This window comes from Halorientalis salina (genome assembly GCF_005049285.1).
Taxonomy (GTDB): Archaea; Halobacteriota; Halobacteria; order Halobacteriales; family Haloarculaceae; genus Halorientalis; species Halorientalis salina.
In genome coordinates, this window is sequence record NZ_SOSC01000001.1 from 592,348 (window position 1) to 619,164 (window position 26,817).

Below are 26,817 nucleotides of genomic sequence, written 5' to 3' on the forward strand. Positions count from 1 at the left end.
GGTCACGATCCTCTCGAAACATCATTTCCTCATCTCGACGGTCCTCGCGGTCGCGCTCGTTCCAGTCGTCGAACCGTCAGCCCCGTTGGTGATCGTCGGCTACGGGGCGGCTCTGGGCGTCCTGGTCGACCTGGACCACTTCCTGCTCGCTCGCTGGAACACCGGGAACTGGCGAGCGACGACCGACGTCGTCCGAAACCCGCGGCTGCTCCTCTTCGACCAGGAATCGATCTTCGAGCACGGTGAGGTCGGGGCGAAACAGCGACTCCGCAGTCACGTGGTCATCACCGGCTGCCTCGTCGCCGGACTCCTGCCGGTCAGCCAGCCGTTGGCCGTTGTCTCCGGCGTAGTGCTAGTCGGTCACATCCTCTCGGACATCGTCTGGGACTTTACCCCCGTCTTCGGGCCGCCCCAGGCGTCGGTGCGAAAGCAGCGAAAAGGCTGATACAGTCCACGGAGGGTGATTTCAGCGGGTTCGAGCACCGGCGACAGCTCCATCGCGGACGACGACTCGGTGCGTCACGCTGTGATCACTACGCTGACCGTCGTCTCGGCGCGGTCTCGTCGACTCTTACTGCAGTTCGAGCGCGCCGCGGTCGACGGCCCGCTTGACGTCGTCGCCGTGGTACGACATCGTGCTGGTGGCGATGGTCCCCGTCACCGGGCCGTCCAGTCGGAGCGTGAGTTCCGCGGGGTACTCGCCCTCGGCCGTCGTCTCGTCGGTAGCGTCGACGACTTCGACCCCCTGACCCGGCGTCAGGCCGAGGAACCGCTCGCGAACCTGGAACCGCTCGCCCGTCTCGATAGCTGTGCTGTCGTCCTCGTCGGCCGGCCGCTGGAGCATCTGAGGCATTTCGTTTCGTTTTACAACTTCCACCTGTTTAGAGTTTATAGTAGATATGCCCGGTCTTTTATATCCCCTAACGATTTCGGGGGAAGACTGGTACCTATTGACAACACCGGCATCGGCCCGAACACACGGGCTCCTCGAAATCAACGGCAGCGATGCCAGAGGGCCAGTTTCCGCAAAGACGACGAGACGCGATGTAGCGCCGGCGGGAGAACTCAGCGGTCGTCGCGGTCAGATCGCTCGCCGGTCGCGCGCTGGGCGGCCTTGCGGAACAGCCCCCGCAGGGTGCGGGCCTCGCGGCCGGTCGGGTGGGCGCGACCGAGGAGGCGACGCCAGAGCCGCCGTACTTTGGGCCGTTTCTCCTCGGGGTGGTCGATCGCGACGAGGAAGTCCGCGAACTGGTCGTGGAGCCCCTCGATGGCCGCTTCCTCGGCCCGTTCGTGTCGCTGGTCGGGATGCTGGGTCGAGTCGAGCGTGAGCGTCCGCAACTCGTAGAGGACGATGGTCGCCGCCTGGCCGAGGTTCAACACGGGGTAGTCCTCGCTGGCCGGGATCGAACAGATCTCGTCCAACTCTGCCAGTTCGTCGTTGGTCAGGCCGACCCGTTCCCGGCCGAAGACGATGGCGGTGTCGGCCTCGACGCCGTCGAGACCGTCGGCGAGTTCCCGGGGCGTCGAGAACGGATACCGGGTGTGTTTCGTCGGGTCCTCGTTCGTGACGGCCGTACAGCCGACGGTGTGGTACTCGGCGACCAGTTCCTCGAACTGGATAACCCGTGCGTTCGGCAGGACGTCCTCGCGGGCCTGGCCGGCGAAGCCGTACGCCTCCCCGTCGGGGTCGAGTTCGGGCGGGTCGACCAGCAACAGCTCCGAGAAGCCGAAGTTCTTCATCGACCTGGCGATGGTTCCGACGTTCCCCGGTTCCGTAGCGTCGACGACGGCGACAGCGAGCGACATCTCAGAGGTCCAGGTCGTCCAGGTTCACGTCGAGGGCGTCCAGGTCCTCGTCGTCCAGTTTCTCCAACTCCTCTTCGAGCGTCGGGATGTCGTCGCTGATGTCGGGCTCTTCGGGGAGGTCGTCCGGGTCGGTGTTGACGTGGTCGAGGCCGCCGTACCCCTCGGGGGCGCGGCCGCCGCCGGCGAACCACTCCTGGAACTCGTCTTCGAGAACGGTGTCGCCGGCGTACTCCGAGCCGCCCTCCTCGCGGAACCAGTAGAGGAAGTCCGCCTCGTGGTCCGGACAGAGCAGGACTTCGCCCAGCGGTTCGCCGTAGATGACGCGGGCGACGTTACATTCCTGGATGTTCTCTTCGCCGTGAATCAGATAACACGCGTCGCAGGGTTCGCCCATCATCGTCGACAGCCGGACGATTCGGTCGCGCGTGTCCGGTTCCATCATCTCCAGCGGGCGCAACTCCCCGTTCTCGTCGAACACTTCCGCTTCGTCGAACCGCCAGCCGCGCAGCCCGATGTTGACCTTGCCCATACGTGGTAGCTAGCCGACTGACCGACATAAGCAGCATGGACTCGGGGTCGGCGCCGAATCGGATTGTTTTTCAGAATTGAAAGCTAACGGCCAAAACACTTAATTATCGATATGACCGTCACACCGCGCATTCGAGTTTTATACGTCGGGTCGGACGCCGATTTCGAAAGCGCAGTTGCCAGTGATATCGATACTGAGACTGAGGTCGTTCGGAAACGGCAGACCGTTTCCGGCGAGTTGGACGAGCTATCCGACGGGTCGTTCGATTGCGTGGTTTGTGACTCCGAGTTACCCGAGGACGACTGGACGGCGGTACACCGGGCAGTGCAGGAAACAGCACCCGCCACGCCGTTCGTCCTCCTCGCGTACGACGACAGCGTCGTCAGCTCGGCACTCGACGCGGGGATCACCGAGTACGTCCTGGTGAACTCGGACCCGGAGCCGTACATAACTGCAGCCAGGCGGATCTCGCATGCGGCCGAGCGGTACCGAGCCACGAACGGGTCGGCGAACGACGAGTGGGGCCAATCGTTACTGGCGGAAACGACGGACACGATCTGCGTCGTCGACGATGGCGGAACGATCCAGTACGTCAGCCCGTCCGCGAACCGGCTGTTCGACGGTGCCGGTCGAGACCTGAAGGGAGAGACGATCGAATCGATCGTCCACCCCGACGATACCGAGCGGGTTCGCGAGGCCTTCGAGACAGTGCTCGCGTCGCCGGACCGGGCAGTGACAGTTCAGTTCCGAACCCGGTGTGGCGACGGGGAACGGAACTGGGTCGAGTGTCGGGCTCGCAATCGGATCTCGAACCCGGATATAGGGGGCGTCGTCGTGACGCTCACCGACATCTCCGAACACAAGCACCGTGAGCGTGAACTCCGACGGTTTCGGGCAGTGATCGAGCAGGCCGGACACGCGATTTACATCACGGACACCGACGGGACGATAGAGTACGTCAACCCGGCGTTCGAGGAATCGACCGGCTACAGCTACGAGGAAGCAGTCGGAGACTGCCCGAACATCCTGAACTCCGGCGAGCACAGTAGCGAGTACTACGCGTCGCTGTGGGACACGATCCTCTCGGGCAACGTCTGGAAGGGGGAAGTCATAAACGAGCGAAAGGACGGCCATCGGTACGTCATCGAGCAGACCATCGCACCCGTCGAAGACGCCGAGGGGAACATCGACCGGTTCGTCGCGATCAACACGGACATCACCCAGCGGAAGGCATACGAACAGAAGCTAGAACAGTACGAGCAGATAATCGAGAACCTGCCCGTCGGCGTGTTTCGGACGACGCCCGGCGAATCCGGGGAGTTCGTCGAGGTGAACGCCACGCTGGTATCGATGTACGACGCCTACTCGAAAAGCGAGCTATTGGACCGGAACGTCAGCGATTTCTACGCCGATACCGACGACCGCACCGCGTTCAGTCGTCGGCTTTGCGAGGAAGGCTCCATTACCGGACTGGAAGTCGAACAGGAAACGCTCGCCGGCGAACGGCTACAGGTGTCGCTCACGGCGATGAAGACCGAAGAGGACGGCGACGTCTACTTCGACGGCGTCCTCCAGGACATCACCGAGCGGAAACGCCGCGAACGGGAACTCGAACGGAAAAACGAGCAGCTCGAACAGTTCGCCAGCATCGTCACGCACGACCTCCGGAATCCGCTCAACGTCGCCCAGTCGCGACTCGAAATAATCGAGCAACGGTGCGAGAGCGAGGAGTTCGGCGAGAACGTCGCTATCATCGACGAGCAACTCGTCCGGATGGAGGAACTCATCGAGGACGTCCTGGCGATCGCGCGACACGGCAAACGTGTCGAGGAGACCGAGCCGATGGATCTGGGGGCGCTTGTCGAGAGCTGCTGGCAGACGGTCGAGACGGCCGAGGCCGAGATCATCGTCGACACGGACCTGACCGTCGAGGTCGATACCAGCCGGGCACAGCAACTGTTCGAGAACCTGTTCCGAAACGCCATCGAACACGGCGGGCGGGACGTCACCGTCCGGGTCGACACGCTCCCAGACGGCTTCTACGTCGAAGACGACGGCCCCGGCATCGACCCTGCGGAACGGGGTTCCGTCTTCGAGCACGGTTTCACGACCAACGAATCCGGAACCGGGTTCGGGCTCAGCATCGTTCAGGAGATCGTCGACGCCCACGGCTGGGACATCAACGCCACGGCGGGCACGCGTGGCGGCGCACGGTTCGAGATAACCGGTCTCGACACCGATCACGAATAGCGCGGGGAGGCCAAACATGCCCTCGATCGAGTGGCGCCGAACGACCGGGAACCGACAGTTTTTGTCCGTCCCACCCAACCGGAAGACATGCGCAACGTCGACGCGGCCGGGCTGGGCATCGGCGACGATCACCCGCCCCGCATCATGGGCGTCCTTAACGTCTCCAGCGAATCACCGTACGAACCCAGCGTCTTCGACGACGCGGGGGAAGCCGCCGCCTACGTCGACGAGCAACTCATCGACCAGGGGGCAGACATCGTCGACGTCGGCCTCGAATCCGCCAACAAGAAGTTCGAGGTCCTCTCAGCGGAGGGGGAACTGGACCGACTCGACACCGCCGTCGAAACCATCGAGAGCGTCAGCGGTGACGCGGTCTTCTCGATCGAAACCCGCTATCACGAGGTCGCCGAGGCGGCCCTCGATCGGGGGTTCGACATGGTCAACGACATCTGTGGCTTCGCCGACCCCGAGATGCCACGGGTCTGTGAAGCGTACGACGTGGCCGTCGCGAAGATGGCCAGCCCGCCGGACCTCGAACGCCCCGGCGCGGTCGAAAAACCCGACGACATCTACGACGCCCTCGAACTGAACGGCTTCACCGACAAGACCATCCTCGATCCGGCCTTCGGCGGGTGGAGCGAGGACAAGACCCTCGAAGACGACCGCGAGACGTTCCGCCGACTCAGGGAGTTCCGGGGCTACGGCTACCCGATTTTGGTCTCGATCAACCGGAAGAACTTCCTCCGGGACCTGGCGGGCCGCTCCACCGAGGCGGCGCTCCCGGTGAGTCTCGCGGCCACCTCGATGGCCGTCGAGCGCGGGGCCCACGTGATCCGAACCCACGACGTGGCCGAAACCCGGGACGCCGCGATCATCGGTGACGCCTTCACTCGGGACCGACTCCGCGACGCCGACGCAGGCGTCGAAGAACTCGACGTGAGCACCACCGGAGAGGTCGAACGACACGCCGAGCGCCTGGGAGTCGACGCGTCGTACCCCGAGGACGCGGTCTGCAAGGTGTTCGAACTCTCCGGACTCGACGCCGCTGCTCGCGACCAGCTTCGGACCCAGGCCGGCACCTACGGAGCCACCGTCGCCGAGGGAACGGGCGACCGGTTGCTCCTGTTCGGCACCGTCGGAACCCTCGACCGTCTCGCCGACGGCTTCGACGGGTCGGATCGGATCGAACGTGCCCTCGAACGAATCGGAGATTCACTTAAATGAGAGGGTCCCGTCCGGCGAATACGCCGAGAGATCGAATCGCAGGAGGGCGACGGTCCGGGGTGTCTGACGGAGAGAGAAAACTTATGCCAGATGCGCCAGAACACTCAGGTGAAGGCCGAAAGGGCACCCGGGTAGGGGTACCAGGTTGTGCCATTTCGGCTCGTCCCGATTTATCTGGACCTACGTGGTGAGCGACAGGTATGGAATTCGAGAGCTGGAACCCCGTCTACGAGCGCATACTCGCGGACTTCGGGTTCGACCGCGCCGCCGACGAACGGGCACGTGACGTCATCGCGACGTTGACCGATCCCTTCGACCTTTCGCGTCTCTCGCTTGCCGACCGTCGGGTCGCCATCGCCGGCGCTGGTCCGTCGCTCACCGGCGAAATCGACCGAGCGGCGTCGGCCGACGCCGTCCTCGCCGCGTCGACGGCGGCCGATCGGCTGCTGGCGAACGGCGTCGACGTGGACTGTATGGTTACGGACCTCGACAAGACGCCCGAGACCGCCCGGAGACTCACCGAGCGGGGCGTCCCGGTTGCAGCACACGCCCACGGGGACAACGTTCCGGCGGTCCGCCGGTACGTTCCGACCTTCGAGGGAGCGTGGGTGTTGCCGACGACGCAGGCCGAGCCGGTCGGTCCGGTTCTGAACGTCGGCGGGTTCACCGACGGCGACCGGGCCGCCTTCCTCGCCGATCACCTGGACGCCGCCGAACTGGTGTTCGTCGGGTGGGACTTCGACGACCCGGACGTGACTCCGACGAAGCGCCGGAAGTTGGTGTGGGCCGAGCGACTGCTGTACTGGCTCGAACGCCGACGCGGCGAACGGTTCGACGTACTCGACGGCCGCCGCGAGGCGCTGGACACGGCGGCGCTACCGGTGGACTAGTCGAAGCGGCGGTCGACTTCCTCGAGCACCTCGTCGATGGTCCGTCGCTCAGCCTCGACGAGGACGCGCCGGACCTCGTCGGTGTAGTCGAGCGTCACGGACGGTGTGGGCATCCCGAGCGCCAGCGGGCCGGCCAGCAGTTCCCCGGTGTCGACGGTCTCGGTGAACCGGAAGGCGTCGGGGTACTCGCGGAGCGGTTCGGTAAAGGCGAAGTGCTCTTCGACGAGTTGCTCGGCCTCGGACCGTGAGAGCGTCGCCTCGACGGCCGGCCAGAACTCGTCTTCCTCGGCCTCGACGATCGGTCTGGCAGCCTCGGCCAGACGGCGCTGTTGCTCGACCAGGCGCTCTCGGATCTCGCCTCGGCGCTCCTCGGAGAGGTCCTCGCGCAGCGACTGGTAGAACGTATCGTGAGACAGCGCCTCGTCGCTGTAGTCCTCGAACTCCGCGTCGGGGGTTTCCGCGTAATCCAGCAGCACCTGTACCTGATCGAGCACGTCCTGTTCGTACGATTCAAGGGCCGGTTTGACGACGTGACGGTCCAGCAGGTAGTTCTTCTTGACGAGTTTGCTGACGACCCGACCGCCCTGCGACGTGCCACCGGCGAACGCCGCCGTCACGTCGAACCGGTCGTAGGCCGCCGTCATGATGTCGTCGACGTACGTCTCGAACCCCGTTTCGAGGGCCTCTCTGGTCATACTACCGACGTTCGATCGACCCCGACCTAATTCTGTCGGACGTTCAAGGGATCGAGTCGGCCGGCGGGTTGGTCCAGCCGGCCAGCGGAGCGACGCCGCCTCCCCGCTAGTTCCCCCGTGTAACCGCTCAGGGCTTCAGGACGACTTTCCCGCTGGATTTGCGGTCCTCGATGAACTCGTGGGCCTCGGCAGCCTCGTCCAGGGAGAACTCGTGGCCGACGATGACTTCCAGGTCGCCGGTCCCGAGGGCCTCGGTGAGCTTCGGCACGGCCTGGAAGACGCGACCCGGATCGCGGTACATCGCCTGCCCCAGGTGGTAGCCGATGACGGTGTGGTTGTTGAAGAGGAGGTCGCTCGTGTTGGGCTTGCCCGGCTCGCCGCTGGCGGCCCCGAACGAGACCATCCGCCCGAAGTGTTTCAGGCACTTCATGCTCTCGGTGGTCGTGTCGCTGCCGATGCCGTCGAGCACGAGATCGACGCCGTCGCCGTCGGTGTGGTCGTTGACAGCCTCGACGAAGTCGACTTCGGTGTACTGGATCGGGTGGTCACACCCGAGGTCCTCGGCGAGCCCGAGTTTCTCGTCGGTGCTCGCGGTGCCGTACACTTCGGCACCGGCGTTGCTGGCGAGCTGGACGGCGGCGGTCCCGACGCCACCCGCGGCAGCGTGAATCAGCACGGACTCGTCCTCGGTGAGGTCGCCCCACTCGAACAGGCAGTTGTGCGCGGTGAGGAACTGAACGGGGAAGCCAGCGCCCTCCGAGAAACTCATGTTCTCGGGCAGGTCGAACACGCCCGAGGCGTTGGCGATGGCGTACTCCGCATAGCCGCCGTGGTTGACGAAGCCCATGACCTCGTCGCCGACCTCGCGGCCGACCCCGTCACCGACGGCGTCGACGACGCCCGCGACTTCCATCCCGGGCGTGTAGTTGGGCTCCGGCCCGCCCTGGTAGTGGCCGCGGCGCTGCATGATGTCCGCGAAGTTGATCCCCGCAGCCTTCACTTCGACGCGGAGTTCGCCCGCATCCGGTTCCGGTTTCTCGGTGTCGTTGACCTCGATGACCGAACTGTCGCCAAACTCTGTTACCTCTACAGCTTTCATGATTTACCATTGTAAACAGATGGGCATAAATCACACCCATCCGGCACCACGGACCGGAAGCCAAAGGGAAACCGACCACGCTCGAACGGCGAAGTCCGACGCGACCCACGACGGACCGCCGTCGTGTGTCCCGGTCGGTATGAACCACCTGTCGTTTGCGGCGTAAGTTTAAGCCACCGGGGGCGTGCCATACTGGACATGGGATACGATTGCGAGTTCCTCACAGACGTCGTCGAGGACGGGTCGGTGTCGTTCGGCGACTCGGCGCGGGAGAGTCACGCGGCGGACTGGGCCGCCGACGAGGCCGGTACCGGCGTCACGCCCGACGCCGTCGTCTGGCCCGAATCGACGGCCGACGTCTCGGCAGTGCTCGACGCCGCCAACGACCGCGGGATCCCGGTGACACCGTACGCCGCCGGAACGAGCCTGGAGGGCAACGCCGTGCCCGAGTACGCGGGCATCAGTATGGACCTCACGCGCATGAACGACGTGCTGGAGGTCCGAGCGGACGACTTCCAGATCGACGTCCAGCCCGGCGTCATGGGCACTGCCATCGACGAAACGGTCAACGCCGAGGGCCTTTTTTTCCCGCCGCTCCCCTCCTCGGGCGGCATCTCGACGATCGGCGGGATGATCGCCAACGACGCCAGCGGGATGCAGACGGTCAAGTACGGCGAGATCGCCGACTGGGTGCTCGAACTGGAGGCGGTCCTCGCGGACGGGTCGGTCGTCACCGCCGGGTCGAAGGCCGTCAAGACCTCCAGCGGCTACAATCTGAAGGACGTACTCATCGGCAGCGAGGGCACCCTCGGCGTGGTGACCCGAGCGACGCTCGAACTCGAAGGCATCCCCCAGCAGATCCGTGGTGGGCGGGCGATCTTCCCGACGCTCGACGACGCCGCCGAAGCCGTCTTCGACGCCGTCCGGTCGGGCGTCGACGTGGCCAAGATCGAACTGGTCGACGCGATCAGTGCCGAGATGGCTAACGACTATCTCGGGACCGACCTCCCCGACGCGCCGATGACGTTCGTCGAGTTCCACGCCAACCACGGCGTCGAGGAGGAGATCGACTTCTGCCGGACCATCTTCGAGTCCCACGACGCGGAGCGCTTCGAGATGGCCGACGAGGACGCGATGGACGAACTCTGGGAGGCCCGGAGCGAACTCGCCTTCGCCCTCCAGACCTGGGACCCCGATAGAAAGCCGCTCCATCCGGGCGACGTGACCGTCCCCATCAGCAAACTCCCCGAGATCATCCGCTACGCGAAGGACCTCGGCGCGGAACACGACACGGTCGTTCCCTGCTTCGGACACGCCGGCGACGGCAACGTCCACTATACGCCGCTGGTCGACCACAGCGACCCCGACGACGTCGCGACGGGCGAGGAGATCTACACGGCTGTCGTCGAGAAGGCCATCGAACTGGGCGGGACCTGCACCGGCGAACACGGCGTCGGTCGGGGCAAACGGGAGTACCTGGAACTCGAACACGGTGCCGAAAGCGTCGAGGCGATGCGGGCGGTCAAGCGCGCACTGGACCCCAGGGACACGCTCAATCCCGGGAAGATCTTCCCCGAGACCGCACAGGGAGAGCGCGTCCAGGCCGAACCGACCGACGACTGACGACGCGGTCCGGGACGGTCAGTCGTGGACGAGCACGTCGAGCACGTCGACGCCGTCGGCATCGAGCGCCCGTTCTAACGCCGGGCCGATTTCCTCGGGCGTCTCGACGCGCTCGGCGTCGGCCCCGTGACTCTCCGCGTTTTTCACCAGGTCGACCGGCGGGTCGAAGTCCATCCCGACGTAGTCGTGGTCCTCGTCCGTGCCGCCGAAGATCGCCTGGGTGTTGTCCTTGAGGATGCGGTAGTTGCGGTTGTCCGGGACGACGACCGTCAGGTCGAGATCGTGGCGGACGGCCGAGTAGATCGAGTGGGGGTAGTAGAGGTACGAGCCGTCGCCGACGTAGCCGATGACCTCGCGCGGGTCCTCGCGCATCGACTCGGCCAGCGCCGCGCCGACCGAGGCCGGCAACCCGTAGCCGAGGCCGCCGCCCTTGTTCGAGACCATGCCCTCGGCCTCCATCTCCCAGCGGATGAGCAGCGGGTACTTCGAGGTCACCCCTTCGTCGACGACGTACGCGTCGGGAGCCGTCTCGCGCATCGTGTCGACGAGTTCGTGTTTCCCGGCGCGGGTGTCCCCCTCCGGCCGTTCGTCCACGCTCATGCCCTCGATGGTGTCGGCGAGCGAGGCTTTCATCGTCTCGACCGTCTGGAGGCGCTGCTCGCGCGTCTCGGCGGCCAGGCGGTCGTCGAGTCGCTCGGTCAGTTGCTCCATGACCAGGCCGGGGTCGCCGACCACCGCGGCGTCCGCCGGCTGGTTCTTTCCGACCTGCCAGGCGTCGTCGGAGACGTGGATGCAGGTGGTGTCCGAACCCACCAGATCGTCGTCGTGGCGCAGCAGCGTCGTGTTGGTCGAACACCCGACGAACACGACCGTGTCGCTGCTCATGAGCATGCTCGCCAGCCCCTCGTCCGGCGGGATGTAGGAGATCCACTGGTCGTGCCCCGTCGGGAAGTTGACTTCGCAGGCGAGGATTTCGCCGTGAACGCGCGCACCGACGGTTTCGGCGAAATCGACGGCCGCGTCGACGGCGTCGGCCCCCGAGCGCGCGACGTGGTCGCCCAATACGAGAACCGGGTCGTCGGCCTCGACGAGCAAGTCCGTCGCGTGTTCGACCTGAGCGGGGTCGCCCCGGCCGGCATTCGGAATCGGGCCGAGCGGTTCGATCTCCTCGGGGTCGGTCTCCTCGAGCATGGTGTCCATGGGCAACCCGAGGAAGACCGGGCCGGTCGGCGGTGTCAGGGCGACGCGGAACGCCCGCCGGAGCATCGTCGGCAGCGCCTCGACGTCGAGGACTTCGGCGGACCACTTCGTGAACTGATCGACCATGTCGACCAGATCGCCGTACAGCAGCGGTTCCTCGTGGCGGAAGTCCCGCTCGTGGTTCCCGGCGGTGACGACCAGCGGCGTCCCGGCGAAGGAAGCGGCGTAGATGTTGCCGAGGCCGTGGGCCAGCCCTGGCGTGATGTGGAGGTTCACGACCCCGGCGGGCATCACATCGTCGTCGTGGTGGCTGTGATATCGGCGGGTGCTGGCGTAGCCCGAGGCCATCCCGACCGCGATGTCCTCGTGGAGGCCCAGGACGTACTCTAAGTCGCTATCGCTGATCGATTCCAGGACGGGGAGTTCGGTCGTGCCGGGGTTCCCGAAGACGTGTTCGACGCCGTACTGTTCCAAGGCGTCGACGAACAGGTCCGCGCCCGTGTACTCGTCTGGCATGGTGATACCGTGACTGGGCCGGCCATCCCTAAAATAGTTCACCCATATCCCACAGGTTCTTCATCTGTTGTCTCTCGTACGGTGAGGGTGAAGATTGGAAAGAATATCGCCCATCCATGACTGGCAGCCTACGGAGTCGCCTCGCCCGCCTGCCCCTCACGTTCGTAGAGATAATACGAGTAGACAGTCAGTGCGAGCGAGGAAACGACGACCGGGCCGACGGCCAGATAGACCGCGTACTGGCCGGAGAACCCGCCGACGAACGCGATCACACCGGACAGCTTGAACAGCGGTGCACCGACCTCGTGTGTGCGATCCCACACGTCCTCGTCGCTCAACGTCCAGGGCGTCCGAATGCCGACGAACCAGTTCTGTTCGGTCCGTTCGAGCAGGGTGCCGATGAAAAAGACGAGAAACCCGACGCCGCTGAACACGACGGCGTCGACCGCCACGTCGTATCCCACGTTAACCGCGAGGACGACGGCGTGGACCATCGCGAGAAAGGCCGTCAGGACGACGACGAACTCGTCGTACACGTCACGGAACGCCTCGATGTTCGCCCGGTTCGGGTCGATCCGAGGGACGGCGAACAGGAACCCGACGAGGACGGCGGTGAGCAGCGGGAGGAAGAACTGCCCCCAGACCTTCGGCGTCGTGTCGTTCGGATTCCCGGCTGCGTCCCAGTGGACGACCATTGTCTCGGGGAGCCGTGGGTCGACCAGGACGCTGGCGACGGCCATCCCGGCGACGAGGGTTCCAGCCAGGGCAGCGGCGGATTTCGACCGCATACGTGATACTCTAGTGAATAGAAACTAAAACGCTGGGTGTCGGGGTTACTGTGGCGCGAGCGCTTCCATCGTCTGGAGGATCTGGTCGTGGTCGGCAGCCCGGGGGAAGGAGATGTTGATCGCGTCGAGCCCGTCGATGTTCGCGAAGGCGTCGAGTTGCTCGGCGGCCTGCTCGGGCGTCCCGGCCACGGCAATCTCCCCGATCAACTCGTCGGGCAGTGCGTCCATCGCCGCCTCTCTGTTGCCGCTGGCCCACTGCTCGGACACCTCGTAGGCCTCGTCCTCGTAGCCCTGGCGAGCCAACGCGTCGCGATAGAACGTGCCCATCCCACCTATATAAAATCCGATATGTTGCCTGACGAGCCGTTCGGCTTCCTCGGGGTCGTCCAGTGCACAGCAGTTCAGCGAGAGCGTCACCCGCTGGTCCTCTCGGTTGCGGTCGCCCATCTCGGACCCGTTGTCGAAGTCCTCCATGCGGTCGGCCAGTCCTTCTCGGGTGAGCATCAGCGCGTGCCAGCCGTCGGCGAACCGGCCGGCGAGTTCGACGGACTTGGGGCCCATCCCGGCGGCGTCGATCGGCGGGACGGGGTCCGGCGGATCACAGCGCAGTTTGAATCCGGACAGCTGGAAGTACTCGCCGTCGTACTCGACTTCCTCGCCGGCCATGACCTGTTTGACGATGTCGATCGTCTCGCGCGTGCGCCGGAGCGGGTTGCCGAACTCCTCGCCGTGCCACCCCTCGATGACGATGGGGCCGCTCGGGCCGATCCCCAGGCGGAAGCGACCGTCGGAGACCTCCTGGAGTGTCGTCGCGGTCTGGCCCATCAGCGACGGCGTCCGCGAGTAGATCGGCATGATCGAGGTCCCGATCCCGATCTCGTCGGTTTCGGTCGCGATACGCGTCAGCGTCGTGACGGCGTCCCGACCCCACGTCTCGGGCAACCAGGCGCGCTCGTACCCAAGTTGCTCCCCACGCTCCGCCTGTTCGACAAGCGTCTCGACGCTGGGCTGTGCAGCCACCGGCAGGTACACGTCTCGTGTTACCATGCTTTCGACGCCTCCCTCGCGATACTAATACGTTTACCCTCCGGTGGACAGTGAAACGAGTCCAGCGTCCCTCCCACCGTTCTCCCACGGCGCAACCCATATTTGAACAAAGTGACATAAACTTACTATTAGTTTTAATCGTAGCTCATGTACTCACCATATCTATATATGAGTATTTCTTGTTTAAACCCATAATTCACCAGATATACTATGATCTTACGGCATTATTTTTATTATCTCGTTTTATTGGCACTCTTTTTCAAAATCCAGGAGTGATTTTTAACAGAGGATCCAATATTGGCCAGTCATATATTTACCAGCGGAATATAGAATTTATAGGCACATTATCGGTTGTTTTCTGTCCATCTCGAATTGTGATTGCATTTTCCCCCAACCATCACCCGACTACATCTGTAGTATAAAACTTTTATTAAGTTTATTAAGAGGTCGGCTAAGCGGTGACGGCCGGGACATCGCGGATTGGTTGAGCGGCAGACAACAGAATAACACTGGTATTTATGTTATTAACAGCAATTATTGCCACCACGCACTGTTCGTCATTATGAAACGCATTCTTCTACCCATCTGTACGATAATATACGAAATATATTGCTCTTAGAAATATCTATAGCGATAGAGTGAATCATATAACGAGATTATACACTGGTATTCGGACGAACATTCGGCTGTGTATTCTTTTGCACTAGCAGAGGACGAGCCTCCGGCCCAGTCCACTGTATCACGTGACGGACCCTCGAGAATGGTCAGGAGTGTGCGAGGTTGAGTTCGAGTTCGTTGACGATGCGGTGGAGGAGTTCGGGAACGTCCTCTTCCAGTCGTTCACCTTTCATTCGGTGGGTCGGCCCGGCAACGGCGAACGCGCCGAGGACGTAGTCGTCCGGGTTCATAATCGGAACGGCTACCGCACGGAGTCCCTTCGTGGTCTCTTCTTCGTTCAGCGCGAATCCGCGCTCCCGTATCCGTTCGAGTTCGGCGAACAGTTCGTCTTCGTCGGCGATCGTGTTCTCGGTCGCATCCGGGAGCCCGTAGGTCTCGACGATGTCATCGACCGTCTCGCGAGGTAACTCCGCCAGAATCGCCTTCCCGGCCGCGGGCTGATGGATGTGGAACCGCTTGCCCACGCGGCCCTTCGAGAACACACCGTGACTCCCGGCCTCCCGATACAACACGACGGCGCGGCCGTGCTCTCTGACGGTGAACTGGGCGGTTTCGCCCGATTCACGTGCGAGTTCTCGGAGTTTCTCCTGGACGAGCGTGTTCCCCTCGATCTGGCTACGGACGTGCGCACCGAGATCAAGGAAGCGGAGGCCGAGACGGTATTCGTCACCGTTCTTCGTGACGAAATCGCCGGCCCGAAGCGTGGTTAGATGCTTGTGGACGGAACTCTTCGAGAGCCCCGTCGCGTCTGCGAGTTCCGTGACCCGTGCGCCCTCGCGCTCTTTTAATTCCGTAATAATGCCGAACGACCGTTCCAGGCTCTTCAGCGTCCGGCCGTCGACCGAGGCCCCCGTCCCGTCCGTTTGCGAGTCTTCCATCGTGTGTCCCTATCCCTCTCCACCCTAATAACATTCACTAATAAGAAACGATCGAGCGGCACCGGACCGGTTGTGTGCCGAACCTACCGACCGGAGAACTCGGGGTCGCGGCCGTCGAGGAACGCCTCGATGCCCTCGTCTTTGTCCTCGGTCGCGAACAGCTGGACGAACAGTTCTGACTCGTATTCGACGCCGGCATCGAGCCCCATCCGGGAGCTCTCCCGGATCGCCTTCTTCGCGAGTTCGAGCGCGACGGGGCTCTTTTCAGCCATCCCGCCAGCCAGCTCGTAGACGCGGTCGTCGATCGTGTCCTCATCGCAGACCTCGTCGACGAGCCCGATGTCCGCCGCTTCCGTGGCGTCGATGAGCTCGCCCGAGAGGATCAGCCGCATCGCCTGTCCCTCGCCGACGAGGCGCGTGAGTCGCTGCGTGCCGCCACCGCCCGGAATCAGGCCAAGGTTGATCTCCGGCTGGCCGAGTTTCGCGCCCTCCTGGGCGATGCGCACGTCGCAGGCCTGGGCGAGTTCACAGCCGCCGCCGAGCGCGTGCCCGTTGATCCGCGCGATGACCGGGATGGAGAGTTCGTCGACGGTCTCGTAGACGCGGGGTCGCTCGCTGGCCTCGCGCTGTTCGACCAGGTCGCGGTCCTTGAACTCGGTCACGTCCGCGCCCGCGACGAACGCACCGGAGCCGTCGCCGCCGGTGAGCACCAGCACGCGCACCTCGTCGTCGGCCTCCGCGGTTGCCAGGGCGTCTTTCAGTTCCCTTCGGACCTGTTCGTTCAGTGCGTTCCGCGCGTCCGGGCGCTCGATTGCCACGGTGGCCACGCGGTCCGCGTCGTCACCGACCGTCACCGAGAGGAGGTCGTAGGACTGGTCGGCCAGTGACTCACTCATCGTCCTCGCCCCAGTCGCCGCTCATCCCGACCTTCTCGCCGTCCTCCCAGACGTAGAACCCCTCGCCGGACTTCTTCCCGAGGTTGCCCGCGCGGACCTTCCGGCGGAGCGCCTGCGGCGGCTTGAACCGCTCGCCGAGTTCCTCGCGCAGGTGTTCGGCGATGTGGAGTCGCACGTCGAGGCCGACGTGGTCGCCGAGTTCGATGGGGCCCATCGGGTAGCCGTACCCCTTCCGCATCGCGGCGTCGATGTCCGCCGGGCTGGCGACGCCCTGCTCGACCATCCGGATGGCCTCCAGACCCAGCGCGAGGCCGAGCCGCGACGTGGCGAACCCGGCGCTGTCTCGGACGACGACGGCCTCCTTCTCGATGCCCTCGACGTAGTCGACGGCGCGGGATTCGACCGCGTCGCTGGTCTGCTCGGCGACGACGATCTCGACCAGGTCCATGATGTGGGGCGGGTTGAAGAAGTGGAGACCGACGGCCCGTTCGGGGTGGTCCAGGACGGACGCCATCTCGGTCACCGAGAGCGAGGAGGTGTTCGACGCGATGATCGCGTCGTCGGGCGCGGACGCCTCCACGTCGGCGAATACGTCCTGTTTGATGTCCATGTCCTCGGGGACCGCCTCGACGGCGAGGTCGGCGTCAGAGACTGCTTCCGAGAGGTCGGTCGTGCCGGAAATCCGGTCGAGCGTCGCGTCCATCTCGGCTTCGGTCACCTTCTCGCGCTCGACACCCTCCGCGAGGTTCGACCGGATGCCCTCGATGCCGTCCTCGACCAGTTCCGTCTCGATGTCCCGCAGGACGACCTCGTGGCCGGCCATGGCCGACACCTGCGCGATTCCGTGCCCCATACTACCTGCTCCGAGTACAGCAACCTGCATACGGGGAGAAACAGACAGTGCAGTCAAAAGCGTTTCTTCCTGGCAGTGTGGGAGGGTGGCGCAAACAGAAAACGGTAAACCGCACGTAGCGCAAGCAGTGGTATGCGAGACGCCTACCTCGTGGGAGCCGCGCAGACGGACTTCGGCGCGTTCCCGCGCGAATCGTATCGATCACTGTTCTCGACGGCGTTCGAGGGGGCCGTCGACTCCGTCGACGGCGAGTTCGACAGGACGGAAGTCGACGAGGCCTACGTCGGCACCCTCGGCGTCGGCGGCCGCCAGCTTGGACTCAGCGGCCCCGCAGTCACCGAGTTCGTCGGTCTCGACGGCGCGTCGTGTACCCGCGTCGAAAACGCCTGTGCGGCCAGTGGTACCGCGCTCCGGCAGGCCACGCTCGCCATCAGGGCGGGCGCGGCCGACATCGCCATCGCCGGCGGGTTCGAGGTGATGACCGACATGAGCGGCGACCAGACCCGCTACTGGCTCGGCGTCAGCGGCGAGACCGAGTGGGAGCGCATGTCCGGGACCACCTTCGCCGGCGTCTACGCCCAGATGGCCGACGCCCACATGGCCGAACACGGCACGACCCGGGAACACCTCTCGCGAGTCGCCGCCAAGAACCACGCCAACGGCGCGAAGAACCCCCACGCCCACCTGGGCTTCGAGTGTTCCCTCGAAGACGCGATGAATGCGCCGGGCGTCGCGGACCCGCTCAACCTCTACGACTGCTGTCCGACCTCAGACGGGGCCAGCGTCGCCATCCTGGCCAGCGAGGAGGCCGCCGAGGAACTGACCGACACCCCGATCCGCGTCGCCGGGGCCGGTCAGGCCAGTTCCCGCGTCGGCCTGTTCCAGCGACCCACGCTGACGGGCATCCCCGCGACCACCGATGCCGCCGAGCAGGCCTACGACGAGGCCGGCGTCGAGGCCGACGACATCGACTTCGCGGAGGTTCACGACTGTTTCTCCATCGCGGAACTCATGGCCTACGAGGACCTGGGCTTCTGCGAGAAGGGCGAGGCCGGGCCGTACATCACGAGCGGCACGACGGAACCGGACGGCGAGCGCCCCGTGAACCTCTCGGGCGGACTGAAATCGAAGGGGCACCCCATCGGCGCGACCGGCGGCGGGCAGGCCGTCGAGGTGTTCAAGCAACTCCGGGGTGAAGCCGGCGACCGCCAGGTTTCGGGCCTCGGCCGCGGTCTCACCCACAACGTCGGTGGATCGGGCGGAGCCGTCGCCGTCCACGTCTTCGAGGAGGGATGGGCGTGACCGACGCCATCGAGAGCGCGGGCGCGTACACGCCGCGATACCGCATCGACGCCGACGCCTTCGCCGAGGCCTGGGGGACCTTCGACGCGCCGGGCGTCCAGCGGAAAGCCGTCCCCGGCGCCGACGAGGACGCGGTCACGATGGCCGTCGAGGCCGCCAAGACCGCCCTCGACGGGTCGGCTCACGACCGCGAGGGCCTCGCGGGACTGGCCTTCGCCTCGACCACGCCACCCGTCGACGAGGGCGACGTGGCCGCGACCGTCGCGGAGATACTCGGACTCGACAACACCGTCGAAACGGCGGCGTTCACCCAGTCGACCGGCGCTGGCGGGAGCGCCATCCGCTGGGGGACAGAGGTCCCCGACGGCCCGACGCTCGTCGTGGCCGCGGACGCCCCGCTCGGCGACCCCGACGACGCCCTCGACCACGCCGCCGGCGCGGGGGCCGTCGCCTTCCTGCTGGCCGAGGACGGCCCAGTCGAGATCAGAGAGACGGCGACCTATACAGAGGAGTTCCCGGGGACGCGGTTCCGCGAACGCGGCGCCGACGCCGTCGACTCCTACGACGCCACCGCCTACGAGCGGGACGCCTACGGGACCGTCGTCGCGGGCGCGGTCGACGCGCTGGACGAGGCCCCACCGGCCATCGCGCCAACGGCACCGAACGGCAAGCGGCCCTACCGCGCCGCCCGGCGACTCGACGGCGACGCCGACGTGTACGAGACGGCCGGCGACCTCGGGGACACGGGCGCGGCCGGTCCACTGTTCGGCCTCGCTGCTGCCTGGGCCGACGGCGAAGACGACGTGGCGCTCGTGGCTTTCGGCGACGGGGCTAGCGCGGTCGCCGTCCGCGTCGTCGGGACCCTCGACGCCTCCTGGGACCGGGAGACCGTCGACGTGTCCTACGCGGAGTACGCGCGCAAGCGTGGCCACGTCGTCGAGACGGGAGGTGACGACTGATGGGAGCGTACCTGAGCGTCCCGTCGTGGTGGCGGAACCTCGACGGCCGGTATCGGCTCGAACTCGGCCAGTGTCCGGACTGTGGCGCACACACGTTCCCCGCCGAGGGGGCCTGCGTCGAGTGCAACTCCACCGCGGACTTCGAGACCGTCGAACCCGAGGGGACCGGCGAAGTCGTCGCAGGGACGACCATCACGGGCGGAGCGCCGCCGGAGTTCGCCGACCTCCAGACCCAGGAAGGGTCGTTCGGCGTGGCCGTCGTCGAACTCGACGAGGGCGCTCGCGTGCCCGGCATGCTGACCGACTGCGACCCGACCACAGTCGAGCGGGGCGACCGCGTCGAGGCGGTCGTCCGACGGATCTACGAACAGGAGGGCATCGTCCGGTACGGTGTCAAGTTCCGACCGATGGACTGACGGGCGGGAAACCCCGAACCAGTTTCTCTCGGTTTCGTACCGAACTATTAATGTCACTCCGCCCGACTGCTATTGTATGCTCGATTACGTGGGCCTAGAGAGCGATTTGACCGAAGAAGAGCGCATGGTGCGCGACACCGCGCGCGAGTTCGTCGAAGAGAAGGTCAAACCCGACGTCGGACAGCACTGGATCGACGGCACGTTCCCGAAAGACCTCATCCCCGAGATGGGCGAACTGGGATTCTACGCGCCGAACCTCGACGGGTACGGTCTTCCGAACCTGAGCGAGACAGCGTACGGCCTGCTCATGCAGGAACTGGAAGCCGGCGACTCGGGGCTCCGTTCGATGGCGTCAGTGCAGGGCGCGCTCGTGATGTACCCGATTCACGCCTTCGGCAGCGAGGCACAGAAAGACGAGTGGCTCCCCGCACTCGGCGCCGGCGAGGCCGTCGGCTGTTTCGGCCTCACCGAACCCGAACACGGCTCGAACCCCGCGGCGATGGAGACCCACGCCGAGGCAGACGGTGACGGCTACGTGCTCAACGGCGCGAAGACCTGGATCACGAACTCCCCCATCAGCGACGTGGCGGTCGTCTGGGCGAAGGATCGCTCGACCGACGGCAACCCCGTCCGTGGCTTCCTCGTCGAGACCGACCGCGACGGCGTCGGCACGAACAAGATCGACGAGAAACTCTCGCTCCGGGCCTCGATCACCGGCGAGATCAGCCTCAACGACGTGCACGTCCCCGAGGAGAACGTCCTGCCCGGCGTCGAAGGGATGAAAGGACCGCTGTCCTGTCTCAGCCAGGCGCGCTACGGGATCGCCTGGGGCGCGGTCGGCGCGGCGATGGACTGTTTCCAGGTGGCCAAAGATTACGCCACCGACCGCGAGCAGTTCGGCAAGCCCATCGGCGGCTTCCAGCTCCAGCAGGAGAAACTCGCCGAGATGGCGACCCAGATCACGAACGCCCAACTGCTGGCCCACCGGATGGCCGAGTTGAAGGAGCGGGGCGACCTCGAACCCCAGCACATCTCGATGGGCAAGCGCAACAACGTCCGGATGGCTCGCGAGCAGTCCCGGGTCGCCCGCGAGATGCTCGGCGGCAACGGCATCACGGCCGACTACTCGCCGATGCGTCACGTGACCAACCTCGAAACCGTCTACACCTACGAGGGGACCCACGACATCCACTCGCTGATCATCGGCCACGACATCACCGGCATCCCGGCCTTCGAATAGATGACGGCGGACACCGATCCCGTCGTCGTCGCCGCTCGCCGAACCCCCCAGGGCAAGCAGGACGGCGTCTACGCCGACGTTCGGAGCGAGGACCTGGCCGTGCCCCTCGTCGACGAGTTGCTGGCCGAGACCGACCTCCACGGCGACGACGTCGACGACCTCCAGTGGGGCTGTGCCAAGCAGGTCAAAGAGCAGGGGAACAACCTCGCGCGAGTCATCGCCCTCCTCTCCGACCTCGGTGAGAACGTCCCGGGCACGACGATCGACCGCCTCTGTGGCTCCTCGGCCCAGGCCATCGCGGCCGCCTCGGACGCCATCCGGGCGGGTCAGCGCGACTGTCTCATCGCGGGCGGCGTCGAGAACATGTCCCGGGTGCAGCGCGACCAGGGCATCGACTCCTACCCCGGCATCCGCGAGCGCTACGACACCGACGCGCTCCAGATGGGCATGACCGCCGAGGCCGTCGCCGAGCGCTTCGACGTCGCTCGTGAGGCCCAAGACGAGTACGGCGCTCGCTCTCAGCAACGCGCCGTCGCGGCCACCGAGGAGGGACGCTTCGACGAGGAGATCCTCCCCATCGACACCGGCGAGGAAGTCGTCACCGAAGACGAGGGGCTCCGCCCCGGCACGACCGCCGAGAAGTTGGGTGACCTCCCCACGGTGTTCAAAGAAGACGGCACCGTCACGCCCGGCACCGCCAGTCAGATCTCCGACGGCGCGGCCGCCGTCATGCTGACCTCCCGGAAGTTCGCCGAGGAGCGCGGCCTGGAGATCATGGCCGAGGTCGGCGCCCACAACGTCGCGGGCGTCGACCCCGAGATCATGGGCATCGGTCCGGTGCCCGCCGTCCGCGGACTCATGGACCGCGCCGGAACGACCATCGACGACTACGACCTGGTCGAACTCAACGAGGCCTTCGCGAGTCAGACGCTGTATTGTCAGCGAGAACTCGGCATCGACGACGAGAGATTCAACGTCAACGGCGGGGCCATCGCCATCGGCCACCCGCTCGGGGCGTCCGGCGCGCGCCTGCCCGTGACGCTCATCCACGAGATGCACCGCCGCGACGCCGACCGCGGGCTCTCGACGATGTGTATCGGCTACGGCCAGGGCATCGCTATCGAGTTCCGGGTTCCCTGAGACATACTGCCGTCACTGGTTTCGGATTCGACCGCCTGACAGCGTGCGCTCACCCGGAAACGTTCTACAGTAATCAATCTGAGCCGAGGCTCACCGTTCGGATTCACAGAAAAAGTGGGACAGACGTCTTGTCCTACGAGAAGTCGTGTCCCTACAGGAGGCGGTCGGAGATGATGTTCTTCTGGATCTCGCTGGTGCCCTCGTAGATCTTCGTGATCCGGGCGTCCCGGTAGTAGCGCTCGACCGGGTGATCGGAGACGTAGCCGGCACCGCCGTGGACCTGGATGGCCTCGTCGGCCACGTCGACGGCGTGTTCCGAGGCGAACAGCTTCGCCATGCTGGCGAACTTCGCGGCGAGGTCGTCGTCGCCGTTCTCGACGGCCGAGGCCGCGCGGTAGGTCAGCGACCGCGCGGCTTCGACGTTCGTCGCCATCTCGGCGAGTTTGTGCTCGATGGCCTGGAACTCGCCGATCTTCTGGCCGAACTGCTCACGCTCGCCGGCGTAGTCCAGCGCCGCGTCGAGGGCCGCCTGTGCGGCACCGACAGCCTGGGACGCGACACGGGTGCGACCGTGAGCGAAGAAGTCCATCAGCTGGTAGAACCCTTTGTCGACCTCGCCGATGACGTTCTCCTCGGGGACGCGCACGTCGTCGACGATGACCTCCGCGAGGTCCGAGGCGCGGATGCCGAGCTTGTTGTCGATCTTCTCGGTCTTGAACCCGTCCAGATCAGTGGGCACGAGGAACGCCGTGATGCCGCGGTGACCCTCGTCGGGTGAGGTCTTGGTCATCATGACGCCCACGTCGGCCACGGTGCCGTTCGTGATCCACATCTTGTTGCCGTTGATCACGTACTCGTCGCCGTCCTTCTCCGCGTGCGTCTCGATGCCGGCGACGTTCGAGCCGTGGGCCGGCTCCGAAATGGCGGAATAGGAGGCCGATTCCCCGTTGGCGATCTTTGGCAGCCACTCCTCTTTCATCCACTCGTCACCGTACTCGACGATCATGTTCGTCCCGAACCCGGCGCTGCCGACGGCGCTCCCGATGCCGGGGTCGGCCCGCCAGAGTTCCTCGGTCACGAGAACCGCTTCGAGCAGGTCCATCCCCGCCCCGCCGTACTCGACCGGGATGTGCGGTGCGACGAAATCGAACTCCGCGGCCTGTTTCCGGAGGGCCTCGGGATAGCTGCCTTCCTCGTCGTGTTCCTTCGCAACCGGTGCGATCTCGTTCTCGCCGAACTCGCGGACGGCCTGCCGAATAGCGCGGTGCTCGTCCGATAGTTGAAACGCCATACAACGCAATTAGGATTGGTCTGTAAAATATATTCTGATAGTTCCCAAACCCGTTAGCTGATGGTTAGCAACGCGTGAAAAATGGTAACCGAGTTGTCCGTTCCAACCCGGGCCGTTCAGCTCTCTTTCCGGAGTTCGTACTTCTGAACCTTCCCGGTTGTCGTCCGGGGGAGTTCCTCGCGGAACTCGACCTGGCGGGGGTGTTTGTACTCAGCGATGTTGTCGAGCGCGTACTGTTTGATCTCCTCGGCGGTCACGTCCTCGCCGGGTTCGTACCCTGGCGCGGGGACGATGAGCGCTTTGACCGTCTCGCCACGGCGGTCGTCTTCGATGCCGACCACGGCGGCGTCGGCGACCGCCTCGTGTTCGTAGAGGAGTTCCTCGACCTCACGCGGGTAGACGTTGTAGCCGCCGGTGACGATCATGTGTTTCTCGCGGTCGACGACGAAGAAGAAGTCGTCCTCGTCCCAGTAGCCCAGGTCCTCGGTGTGGAACCAGCGCTTGCCACCTTCCTCGGTGAAGGCCGCCTCGTTCGCTCCCGGAAGCTCGTAGTAGCCCTGCATGACGTTCGGCCCGGAGACGACGAGTTCGCCGACGATCTCGTCTAAGTCCATCTCCTCTTCGTCGACCGGTCCCTCCGCGACACGGGGCATCTCCTCGAAGTCCTGGTCGACGATCTTGGCGTCGACCGCCTCGATCGGCTGGCCGATACTCCCCTTGCGCCGGGCATCGGGGCGGTTCGCGTGCGTGACCGGACTCGTCTCGGTCAGCCCGTAGCCCTCGAACAGTTCGACGCCGAACAGGTCCTCGAAGGTCTCTAAGACCTCCATCGGGAGACTCGACCCGCCGGAGTTGACGAACCGGAGACTGGAGAGGTCCCGCGACTCGGCGTCGGGCTGGGTGATCATGTCGTTGAACATCGCCGGGACGCCGTACATTACGGTGATCTCTTCGTTCTCGATCAGGTCGAAGACGACCTGCGGGTCCCACTCGGCGACCGGGTAGTACGTCGCGCCCGTGAACACGGCCGCGTTCATGACCGCGGACATCCCGTAGATGTGGAACAGCGGAAGCGTCCCGACCAGCTTGTCCTCCGGTCCGATCGGCGGGTCGAGCAGCGTCATGTTCGACCGGGTGTTCGATGCGAGGTTGTGGTGGGAGAGGAGCACGCCCTTCGGCGTCCCCGTCGTCCCCGAGGTGTATGGCTGGACGGCGGTGTCGTCGTCTGCCCGCTCGACGAGGGGCAGCGTCTCGTCGGCCAGGAACGCCTCGAAGTCGGTCGCGCTCTCGGCGGGTTCGCCGACGCTGACGACGGTGTTCACGTCGGTGTCGGACTGGACCTCCGCGACCGCCTCGGCGTTCGCCGAGAGCGTGACGACGGCCTTCGCGCCACTGTCCGAGAGGAGGTGGCTGATCTCCCGGGCCTTGTACTGCGGGTTCATCGGGACGACGATGCCACCGGCGCGCAGCGTTCCGTAGAAGGCGGTCACGAACTGCGGGAGGTTCGGCAGGTAAATCCCGACGCGGTCGCCCTCGCCGATGCCGCGCTCGTCGAGTGCAGCGGCGAACTGACCGGTTCGCTCCCAGAGCGTCTCGTACGTCTGTTCGTTTCCGTTGAAGGAAATAGCAACCGACTCGGGCGTCTCCGATACCGTATCCGCGACTTCCGTAACGAGATTCGTCATGACAGTACCGTAGCATTGCCACCTCGATACAAAAGCCTTCTCGATTGTGACCTCTCCACAACCCAGGACCGACCACCGGCCGCGTCAGTCGTGGACGAGCACGTCGAGTACGTCGACGCCGTCAGCATCGAGTGCGCGCTCTAACGCCGGTTCGATAGCCTCGTGCGTCTCGACGCGCTCGGCGTCGGCCCCGTGACTCTCCGCGTTTTTCACCAGGTCGACCGGCGGGTCGAAGTCCATCCCGACGTAGTCGTGGTCGGCGTCCGAGCCGCCGAATATCTTCTGTGTGTTGTCCTTGAGGATGCGGTAGTTGCGGTTGTCCGGGACGACGACGGTCAGATCTAGATCGTGGCGGACGGCGGAGTATATCGACTGCGGGTAGTAGAGGTACGAGCCGTCGCCGACGTAGCCGACGACGGTCCGGGGCTGGTCGTGCATCGACTCGGCCAGCGCCGCACCGACCGAGGCTGGCAGCCCGTAGCCCAGGCCGCCGCCCTTGTTCGAGAGGAACTGTTCCGGGGCCATCGGCCAGCGCAACAGCATGGGATACTTCGCGGTGATGCCCTCGTCGACGACGTACGCGTCGGGAGCCACGTCACGCAAGGCGTCGACGAGTTCGGCTTTCGAGGCGCGGGTGTCGCCCTCCGGGGCCTCGTCCTCGCTGATGCGTCGCAGCGTCCCGCTGAGCGAGTCCTTGGTCTCGCGAACGGCGTCGAGACGACGGTCGCGTTCGGCCTCGGACAGGCGGTCGTCGAGGCGTTCGGCCAGTTGTTCCATGACCAAACCGGAGTCGCCGACGACGGCGGCGTCCGCCGGCTGGTTCTTCCCGACCTGCCAGGCGTCGTCGGAGACGTGGATACAGGTCGTATCCGATCCAACGAGTTCCTCGTCGTGGCGCAGCAGCGTCGTGTTGGTCGAACAGCCGGCGAAGACGATGGTGTCCGTGTCCATCAGCGAGCGGCCGAGCCCCTCGTCCGGCGGCATGTGGGAGACCCACTGCTCGTGGTCGCCAGGGAAGTTGACTTCGGAGGCGAGCATCTCGCCGTGGACGCGCGCGCCGACTGTCTCGGCGAAGTCGACGGTCGCCTCGACGGCGTCGACCCCTGCACGGGCGATGTGGTCGCCGACCACCAGGAGGGGTTCGTCGGCCTCGACGAGCAAGTCCGTCGCCTGTTCGACCTGGGCGGGGTCGCCCCGGCCAGCGTTGGGGATGGGTCCCAGCGGTTCGATCTCGTCGGGGTCAATCTCCTCGAGCATCGTGTCCATGGGCAATCCGAGGAAGACCGGGCCGGTCGGGGGCGTCAGGGCGACGCGGAAGGCCCGCCGGAGCATCGTCGGCAGTGCCTCGACGTCGAGGACCTCGTCCGACCACTTCGTGAACTGGTCGACCATCTCCGCGAGTTCGCCGTGCAACAGCGGTTCCTCGTGGCGGAAGTCCCGCTCGTGGTTCCCGGCGGTGACGACCAGCGGCGTCCCAGTGAAGGACGCCCCGTAGATGTTACCGAGGCCGTGGGCCAGCCCCGGCGTGATGTGGAGGTTCACGACGCCCGCAGGCATCACGTCGTCGTGGTGGCTGTGATACCGGCGGGTACTGGCGTAGCCCGAGGCCATCCCGACCGCGATGTCCTCGTGGAGGCCCAGGACGTACTCCAGGTCGCTGTCGCTGATCGACTCTAAGACTGGGAGTTCGGTCGTGCCGGGGTTGCCGAACACGTGTTCGACGCCGTACTGGTCCAGCGCGTCGACGAACAGGTCGGCGCCGGTATAGCTGTCGGTCATGCGGATATCCGTACTGCGTCGGCCCGGGTCAAA

Annotated in this window: 24 protein-coding genes; 10 read left to right on the forward strand and 14 right to left on the reverse strand. The window is 65.3% G+C overall.

Going from position 1 to position 26,817, the window contains the following annotated elements:
- The first annotated feature begins 88 nt into the window (after window positions 1–88).
- Window positions 89–445, forward strand: coding sequence for a hypothetical protein (locus tag E2481_RS03135; protein ID WP_136715659.1), 357 nt, complete (start codon window positions 89–91; stop codon window positions 443–445).
- Between the two features lie 126 nt (window positions 446–571).
- Here the strand turns inward: E2481_RS03135 and E2481_RS03140 are convergent, their stop codons facing one another.
- The 3 genes from E2481_RS03140 to E2481_RS03150 form a co-directional block, all read right to left on the reverse strand.
- Window positions 572–853, reverse strand: a complete 282-nt coding sequence (locus tag E2481_RS03140) for a hypothetical protein (RefSeq protein ID WP_136715660.1) — start codon at window positions 851–853, stop codon at window positions 572–574.
- A gap of 212 nt (window positions 854–1,065) precedes the next feature.
- Window positions 1,066–1,806 (reverse strand): RNA methyltransferase, encoded by a 741-nt coding sequence (locus E2481_RS03145; RefSeq protein ID WP_136715661.1) that lies wholly within the window; start codon window positions 1,804–1,806, stop codon window positions 1,066–1,068.
- A 1-nt stretch (window position 1,807) separates the two neighbouring features.
- Window positions 1,808–2,335: a hypothetical protein gene (locus E2481_RS03150; protein ID WP_136715662.1), complete on the reverse strand. Its 528-nt coding sequence runs from the start codon at window positions 2,333–2,335 to the stop codon at window positions 1,808–1,810.
- Window positions 2,336–2,605: 270 nt separating this feature from the next.
- On the opposite strand from E2481_RS03150, the gene E2481_RS03155 reads away from it, so the two are divergent.
- The 3 genes from E2481_RS03155 (at window position 2,606) to E2481_RS03165 (ending at window position 6,699) form a co-directional block, all read left to right on the forward strand.
- The gene (locus E2481_RS03155) at window positions 2,606–4,585 is read left to right on the forward strand and encodes a PAS domain-containing sensor histidine kinase (RefSeq protein WP_169302359.1); all 1,980 of its coding nucleotides are present in this window, start codon (window positions 2,606–2,608) and stop codon (window positions 4,583–4,585) included.
- Window positions 4,586–4,672: 87 nt separating this feature from the next.
- Window positions 4,673–5,809 carry a dihydropteroate synthase gene (locus E2481_RS03160; RefSeq protein ID WP_136715664.1) on the forward strand — a complete coding sequence of 379 codons (1,137 nt, stop codon included), beginning with the start codon at window positions 4,673–4,675 and terminating at the stop codon, window positions 5,807–5,809.
- A gap of 200 nt (window positions 5,810–6,009) precedes the next feature.
- Window positions 6,010–6,699, forward strand: coding sequence for a 6-hydroxymethylpterin diphosphokinase MptE-like protein (locus E2481_RS03165; RefSeq protein ID WP_136715665.1), 690 nt, complete (start codon window positions 6,010–6,012; stop codon window positions 6,697–6,699).
- Here E2481_RS03165 and E2481_RS03170 read toward each other — a convergent pair.
- Both E2481_RS03170 and E2481_RS03175 read right to left on the reverse strand, forming a co-directional pair.
- On the reverse strand, window positions 6,696–7,394 hold the full coding sequence (locus tag E2481_RS03170) for a hypothetical protein (RefSeq protein WP_136715666.1): 699 nt from the start codon (window positions 7,392–7,394) through the stop codon (window positions 6,696–6,698). The two genes, E2481_RS03165 and E2481_RS03170, sit on opposite strands and share 4 nt — an antisense overlap.
- 127 nt (window positions 7,395–7,521) lie before the next feature.
- Complete coding sequence (locus E2481_RS03175; RefSeq protein WP_136715667.1) at window positions 7,522–8,493, reverse strand: quinone oxidoreductase family protein; 972 nt, start codon at window positions 8,491–8,493, stop codon at window positions 7,522–7,524.
- A gap of 198 nt (window positions 8,494–8,691) precedes the next feature.
- On the opposite strand from E2481_RS03175, the gene E2481_RS03180 reads away from it, so the two are divergent.
- Entirely contained in the window at window positions 8,692–10,116 is a 1,425-nt protein-coding gene (locus E2481_RS03180) for an FAD-binding oxidoreductase (RefSeq protein ID WP_136715668.1), read from the forward strand.
- An 18-nt stretch (window positions 10,117–10,134) separates the two neighbouring features.
- Here the strand turns inward: E2481_RS03180 and E2481_RS03185 are convergent, their stop codons facing one another.
- The 6 genes from E2481_RS03185 to E2481_RS03210 form a co-directional block, all read right to left on the reverse strand.
- Complete coding sequence (locus tag E2481_RS03185; RefSeq protein WP_136715669.1) at window positions 10,135–11,832, reverse strand: thiamine pyrophosphate-binding protein; 1,698 nt, start codon at window positions 11,830–11,832, stop codon at window positions 10,135–10,137.
- A 128-nt stretch (window positions 11,833–11,960) separates the two neighbouring features.
- Window positions 11,961–12,620 carry an SdpI family protein gene (locus E2481_RS03190; protein ID WP_136715670.1) on the reverse strand — a complete coding sequence of 220 codons (660 nt, stop codon included), beginning with the start codon at window positions 12,618–12,620 and terminating at the stop codon, window positions 11,961–11,963.
- Window positions 12,621–12,665: 45 nt separating this feature from the next.
- Window positions 12,666–13,667 (reverse strand): TIGR04024 family LLM class F420-dependent oxidoreductase, encoded by a 1,002-nt coding sequence (locus E2481_RS03195; protein ID WP_136715671.1) that lies wholly within the window; start codon window positions 13,665–13,667, stop codon window positions 12,666–12,668.
- A gap of 764 nt (window positions 13,668–14,431) precedes the next feature.
- Window positions 14,432–15,223, reverse strand: a complete 792-nt coding sequence (locus E2481_RS03200; RefSeq protein WP_136715672.1) for an IclR family transcriptional regulator — start codon at window positions 15,221–15,223, stop codon at window positions 14,432–14,434.
- An 83-nt stretch (window positions 15,224–15,306) separates the two neighbouring features.
- On the reverse strand, window positions 15,307–16,119 hold the full coding sequence (locus E2481_RS03205) for an enoyl-CoA hydratase/isomerase family protein (RefSeq protein WP_136715673.1): 813 nt from the start codon (window positions 16,117–16,119) through the stop codon (window positions 15,307–15,309).
- Complete coding sequence (locus E2481_RS03210; RefSeq protein ID WP_136715674.1) at window positions 16,112–17,002, reverse strand: 3-hydroxyacyl-CoA dehydrogenase family protein; 891 nt, start codon at window positions 17,000–17,002, stop codon at window positions 16,112–16,114. Before E2481_RS03210 ends, E2481_RS03205 begins: the two co-directional genes overlap by 8 nt.
- 102 nt (window positions 17,003–17,104) lie before the next feature.
- Here E2481_RS03210 and E2481_RS03215 point away from each other — a divergent pair, with 102 nt between their 5' ends.
- The 5 genes from E2481_RS03215 to E2481_RS03230 all read left to right on the forward strand — a co-directional run bounded on the left by E2481_RS03215 (window position 17,105) and on the right by E2481_RS03230 (window position 22,029).
- The gene (locus E2481_RS03215; RefSeq protein WP_136715675.1) at window positions 17,105–18,274 is read left to right on the forward strand and encodes a thiolase domain-containing protein; all 1,170 of its coding nucleotides are present in this window, start codon (window positions 17,105–17,107) and stop codon (window positions 18,272–18,274) included.
- Entirely contained in the window at window positions 18,271–19,233 is a 963-nt protein-coding gene (locus E2481_RS03220) for a hypothetical protein (RefSeq protein ID WP_250137708.1), read from the forward strand. Before E2481_RS03215 ends, E2481_RS03220 begins: the two co-directional genes overlap by 4 nt.
- Window positions 19,233–19,649 (forward strand): Zn-ribbon domain-containing OB-fold protein, encoded by a 417-nt coding sequence (locus E2481_RS18900; RefSeq protein WP_250137709.1) that lies wholly within the window; start codon window positions 19,233–19,235, stop codon window positions 19,647–19,649. Before E2481_RS03220 ends, E2481_RS18900 begins: the two co-directional genes overlap by 1 nt.
- Window positions 19,650–19,725: 76 nt before the next feature.
- Window positions 19,726–20,889: an acyl-CoA dehydrogenase family protein gene (locus tag E2481_RS03225; RefSeq protein WP_136715676.1), complete on the forward strand. Its 1,164-nt coding sequence runs from the start codon at window positions 19,726–19,728 to the stop codon at window positions 20,887–20,889.
- Window positions 20,890–22,029: a thiolase family protein gene (locus E2481_RS03230; protein ID WP_136715677.1), complete on the forward strand. Its 1,140-nt coding sequence runs from the start codon at window positions 20,890–20,892 to the stop codon at window positions 22,027–22,029.
- Between the two features lie 151 nt (window positions 22,030–22,180).
- On the opposite strand, the gene E2481_RS03235 is transcribed toward E2481_RS03230, so the two are convergent.
- The 3 genes from E2481_RS03235 to E2481_RS03245 form a co-directional block, all read right to left on the reverse strand.
- Window positions 22,181–23,320 carry an acyl-CoA dehydrogenase family protein gene (locus tag E2481_RS03235; protein ID WP_136715678.1) on the reverse strand — a complete coding sequence of 380 codons (1,140 nt, stop codon included), beginning with the start codon at window positions 23,318–23,320 and terminating at the stop codon, window positions 22,181–22,183.
- A gap of 116 nt (window positions 23,321–23,436) precedes the next feature.
- Window positions 23,437–25,005 carry a long-chain-fatty-acid--CoA ligase gene (locus E2481_RS03240; RefSeq protein WP_136715679.1) on the reverse strand — a complete coding sequence of 523 codons (1,569 nt, stop codon included), beginning with the start codon at window positions 25,003–25,005 and terminating at the stop codon, window positions 23,437–23,439.
- An 84-nt stretch (window positions 25,006–25,089) separates the two neighbouring features.
- On the reverse strand, window positions 25,090–26,784 hold the full coding sequence (locus tag E2481_RS03245) for a thiamine pyrophosphate-binding protein (RefSeq protein ID WP_136715680.1): 1,695 nt from the start codon (window positions 26,782–26,784) through the stop codon (window positions 25,090–25,092).
- Window positions 26,785–26,817 lie beyond the last annotated feature (33 nt).

Excerpts from the sequence above, each read along its gene's own strand:
- E2481_RS03140 (WP_136715660.1), bottom strand. The coding sequence starts at position 853 with ATGCCTCAGATGCTCCAGCGGCCGGCCGACGAGGACGACAGCACAGCT.
- E2481_RS03145 (WP_136715661.1), bottom strand. The coding sequence starts at position 1,806 with ATGTCGCTCGCTGTCGCCGTCGTCGACGCTACGGAACCGGGGAACGTC.
- E2481_RS03150 (WP_136715662.1), bottom strand. The coding sequence starts at position 2,335 with ATGGGCAAGGTCAACATCGGGCTGCGCGGCTGGCGGTTCGACGAAGCG.
- E2481_RS03160 (WP_136715664.1), top strand. The coding sequence starts at position 4,673 with ATGCGCAACGTCGACGCGGCCGGGCTGGGCATCGGCGACGATCACCCG.
- E2481_RS03165 (WP_136715665.1), top strand. The coding sequence starts at position 6,010 with ATGGAATTCGAGAGCTGGAACCCCGTCTACGAGCGCATACTCGCGGAC.
- E2481_RS03170 (WP_136715666.1), bottom strand. The coding sequence starts at position 7,394 with ATGACCAGAGAGGCCCTCGAAACGGGGTTCGAGACGTACGTCGACGAC.
- E2481_RS03175 (WP_136715667.1), bottom strand. The coding sequence starts at position 8,493 with ATGAAAGCTGTAGAGGTAACAGAGTTTGGCGACAGTTCGGTCATCGAG.
- E2481_RS03180 (WP_136715668.1), top strand. The coding sequence starts at position 8,692 with ATGGGATACGATTGCGAGTTCCTCACAGACGTCGTCGAGGACGGGTCG.
- E2481_RS03185 (WP_136715669.1), bottom strand. The coding sequence starts at position 11,832 with ATGCCAGACGAGTACACGGGCGCGGACCTGTTCGTCGACGCCTTGGAA.
- E2481_RS03190 (WP_136715670.1), bottom strand. The coding sequence starts at position 12,620 with ATGCGGTCGAAATCCGCCGCTGCCCTGGCTGGAACCCTCGTCGCCGGG.
- E2481_RS03195 (WP_136715671.1), bottom strand. The coding sequence starts at position 13,667 with ATGGTAACACGAGACGTGTACCTGCCGGTGGCTGCACAGCCCAGCGTC.
- E2481_RS03200 (WP_136715672.1), bottom strand. The coding sequence starts at position 15,223 with ATGGAAGACTCGCAAACGGACGGGACGGGGGCCTCGGTCGACGGCCGG.
- E2481_RS03205 (WP_136715673.1), bottom strand. The coding sequence starts at position 16,119 with ATGAGTGAGTCACTGGCCGACCAGTCCTACGACCTCCTCTCGGTGACG.
- E2481_RS03210 (WP_136715674.1), bottom strand. The coding sequence starts at position 17,002 with ATGCAGGTTGCTGTACTCGGAGCAGGTAGTATGGGGCACGGAATCGCG.
- E2481_RS03215 (WP_136715675.1), top strand. The coding sequence starts at position 17,105 with ATGCGAGACGCCTACCTCGTGGGAGCCGCGCAGACGGACTTCGGCGCG.
- E2481_RS18900 (WP_250137709.1), top strand. The coding sequence starts at position 19,233 with ATGGGAGCGTACCTGAGCGTCCCGTCGTGGTGGCGGAACCTCGACGGC.
- E2481_RS03225 (WP_136715676.1), top strand. The coding sequence starts at position 19,726 with ATGCTCGATTACGTGGGCCTAGAGAGCGATTTGACCGAAGAAGAGCGC.
- E2481_RS03230 (WP_136715677.1), top strand. The coding sequence starts at position 20,890 with ATGACGGCGGACACCGATCCCGTCGTCGTCGCCGCTCGCCGAACCCCC.
- E2481_RS03235 (WP_136715678.1), bottom strand. The coding sequence starts at position 23,320 with ATGGCGTTTCAACTATCGGACGAGCACCGCGCTATTCGGCAGGCCGTC.
- E2481_RS03240 (WP_136715679.1), bottom strand. The coding sequence starts at position 25,005 with ATGACGAATCTCGTTACGGAAGTCGCGGATACGGTATCGGAGACGCCC.
- E2481_RS03245 (WP_136715680.1), bottom strand. The coding sequence starts at position 26,784 with ATGACCGACAGCTATACCGGCGCCGACCTGTTCGTCGACGCGCTGGAC.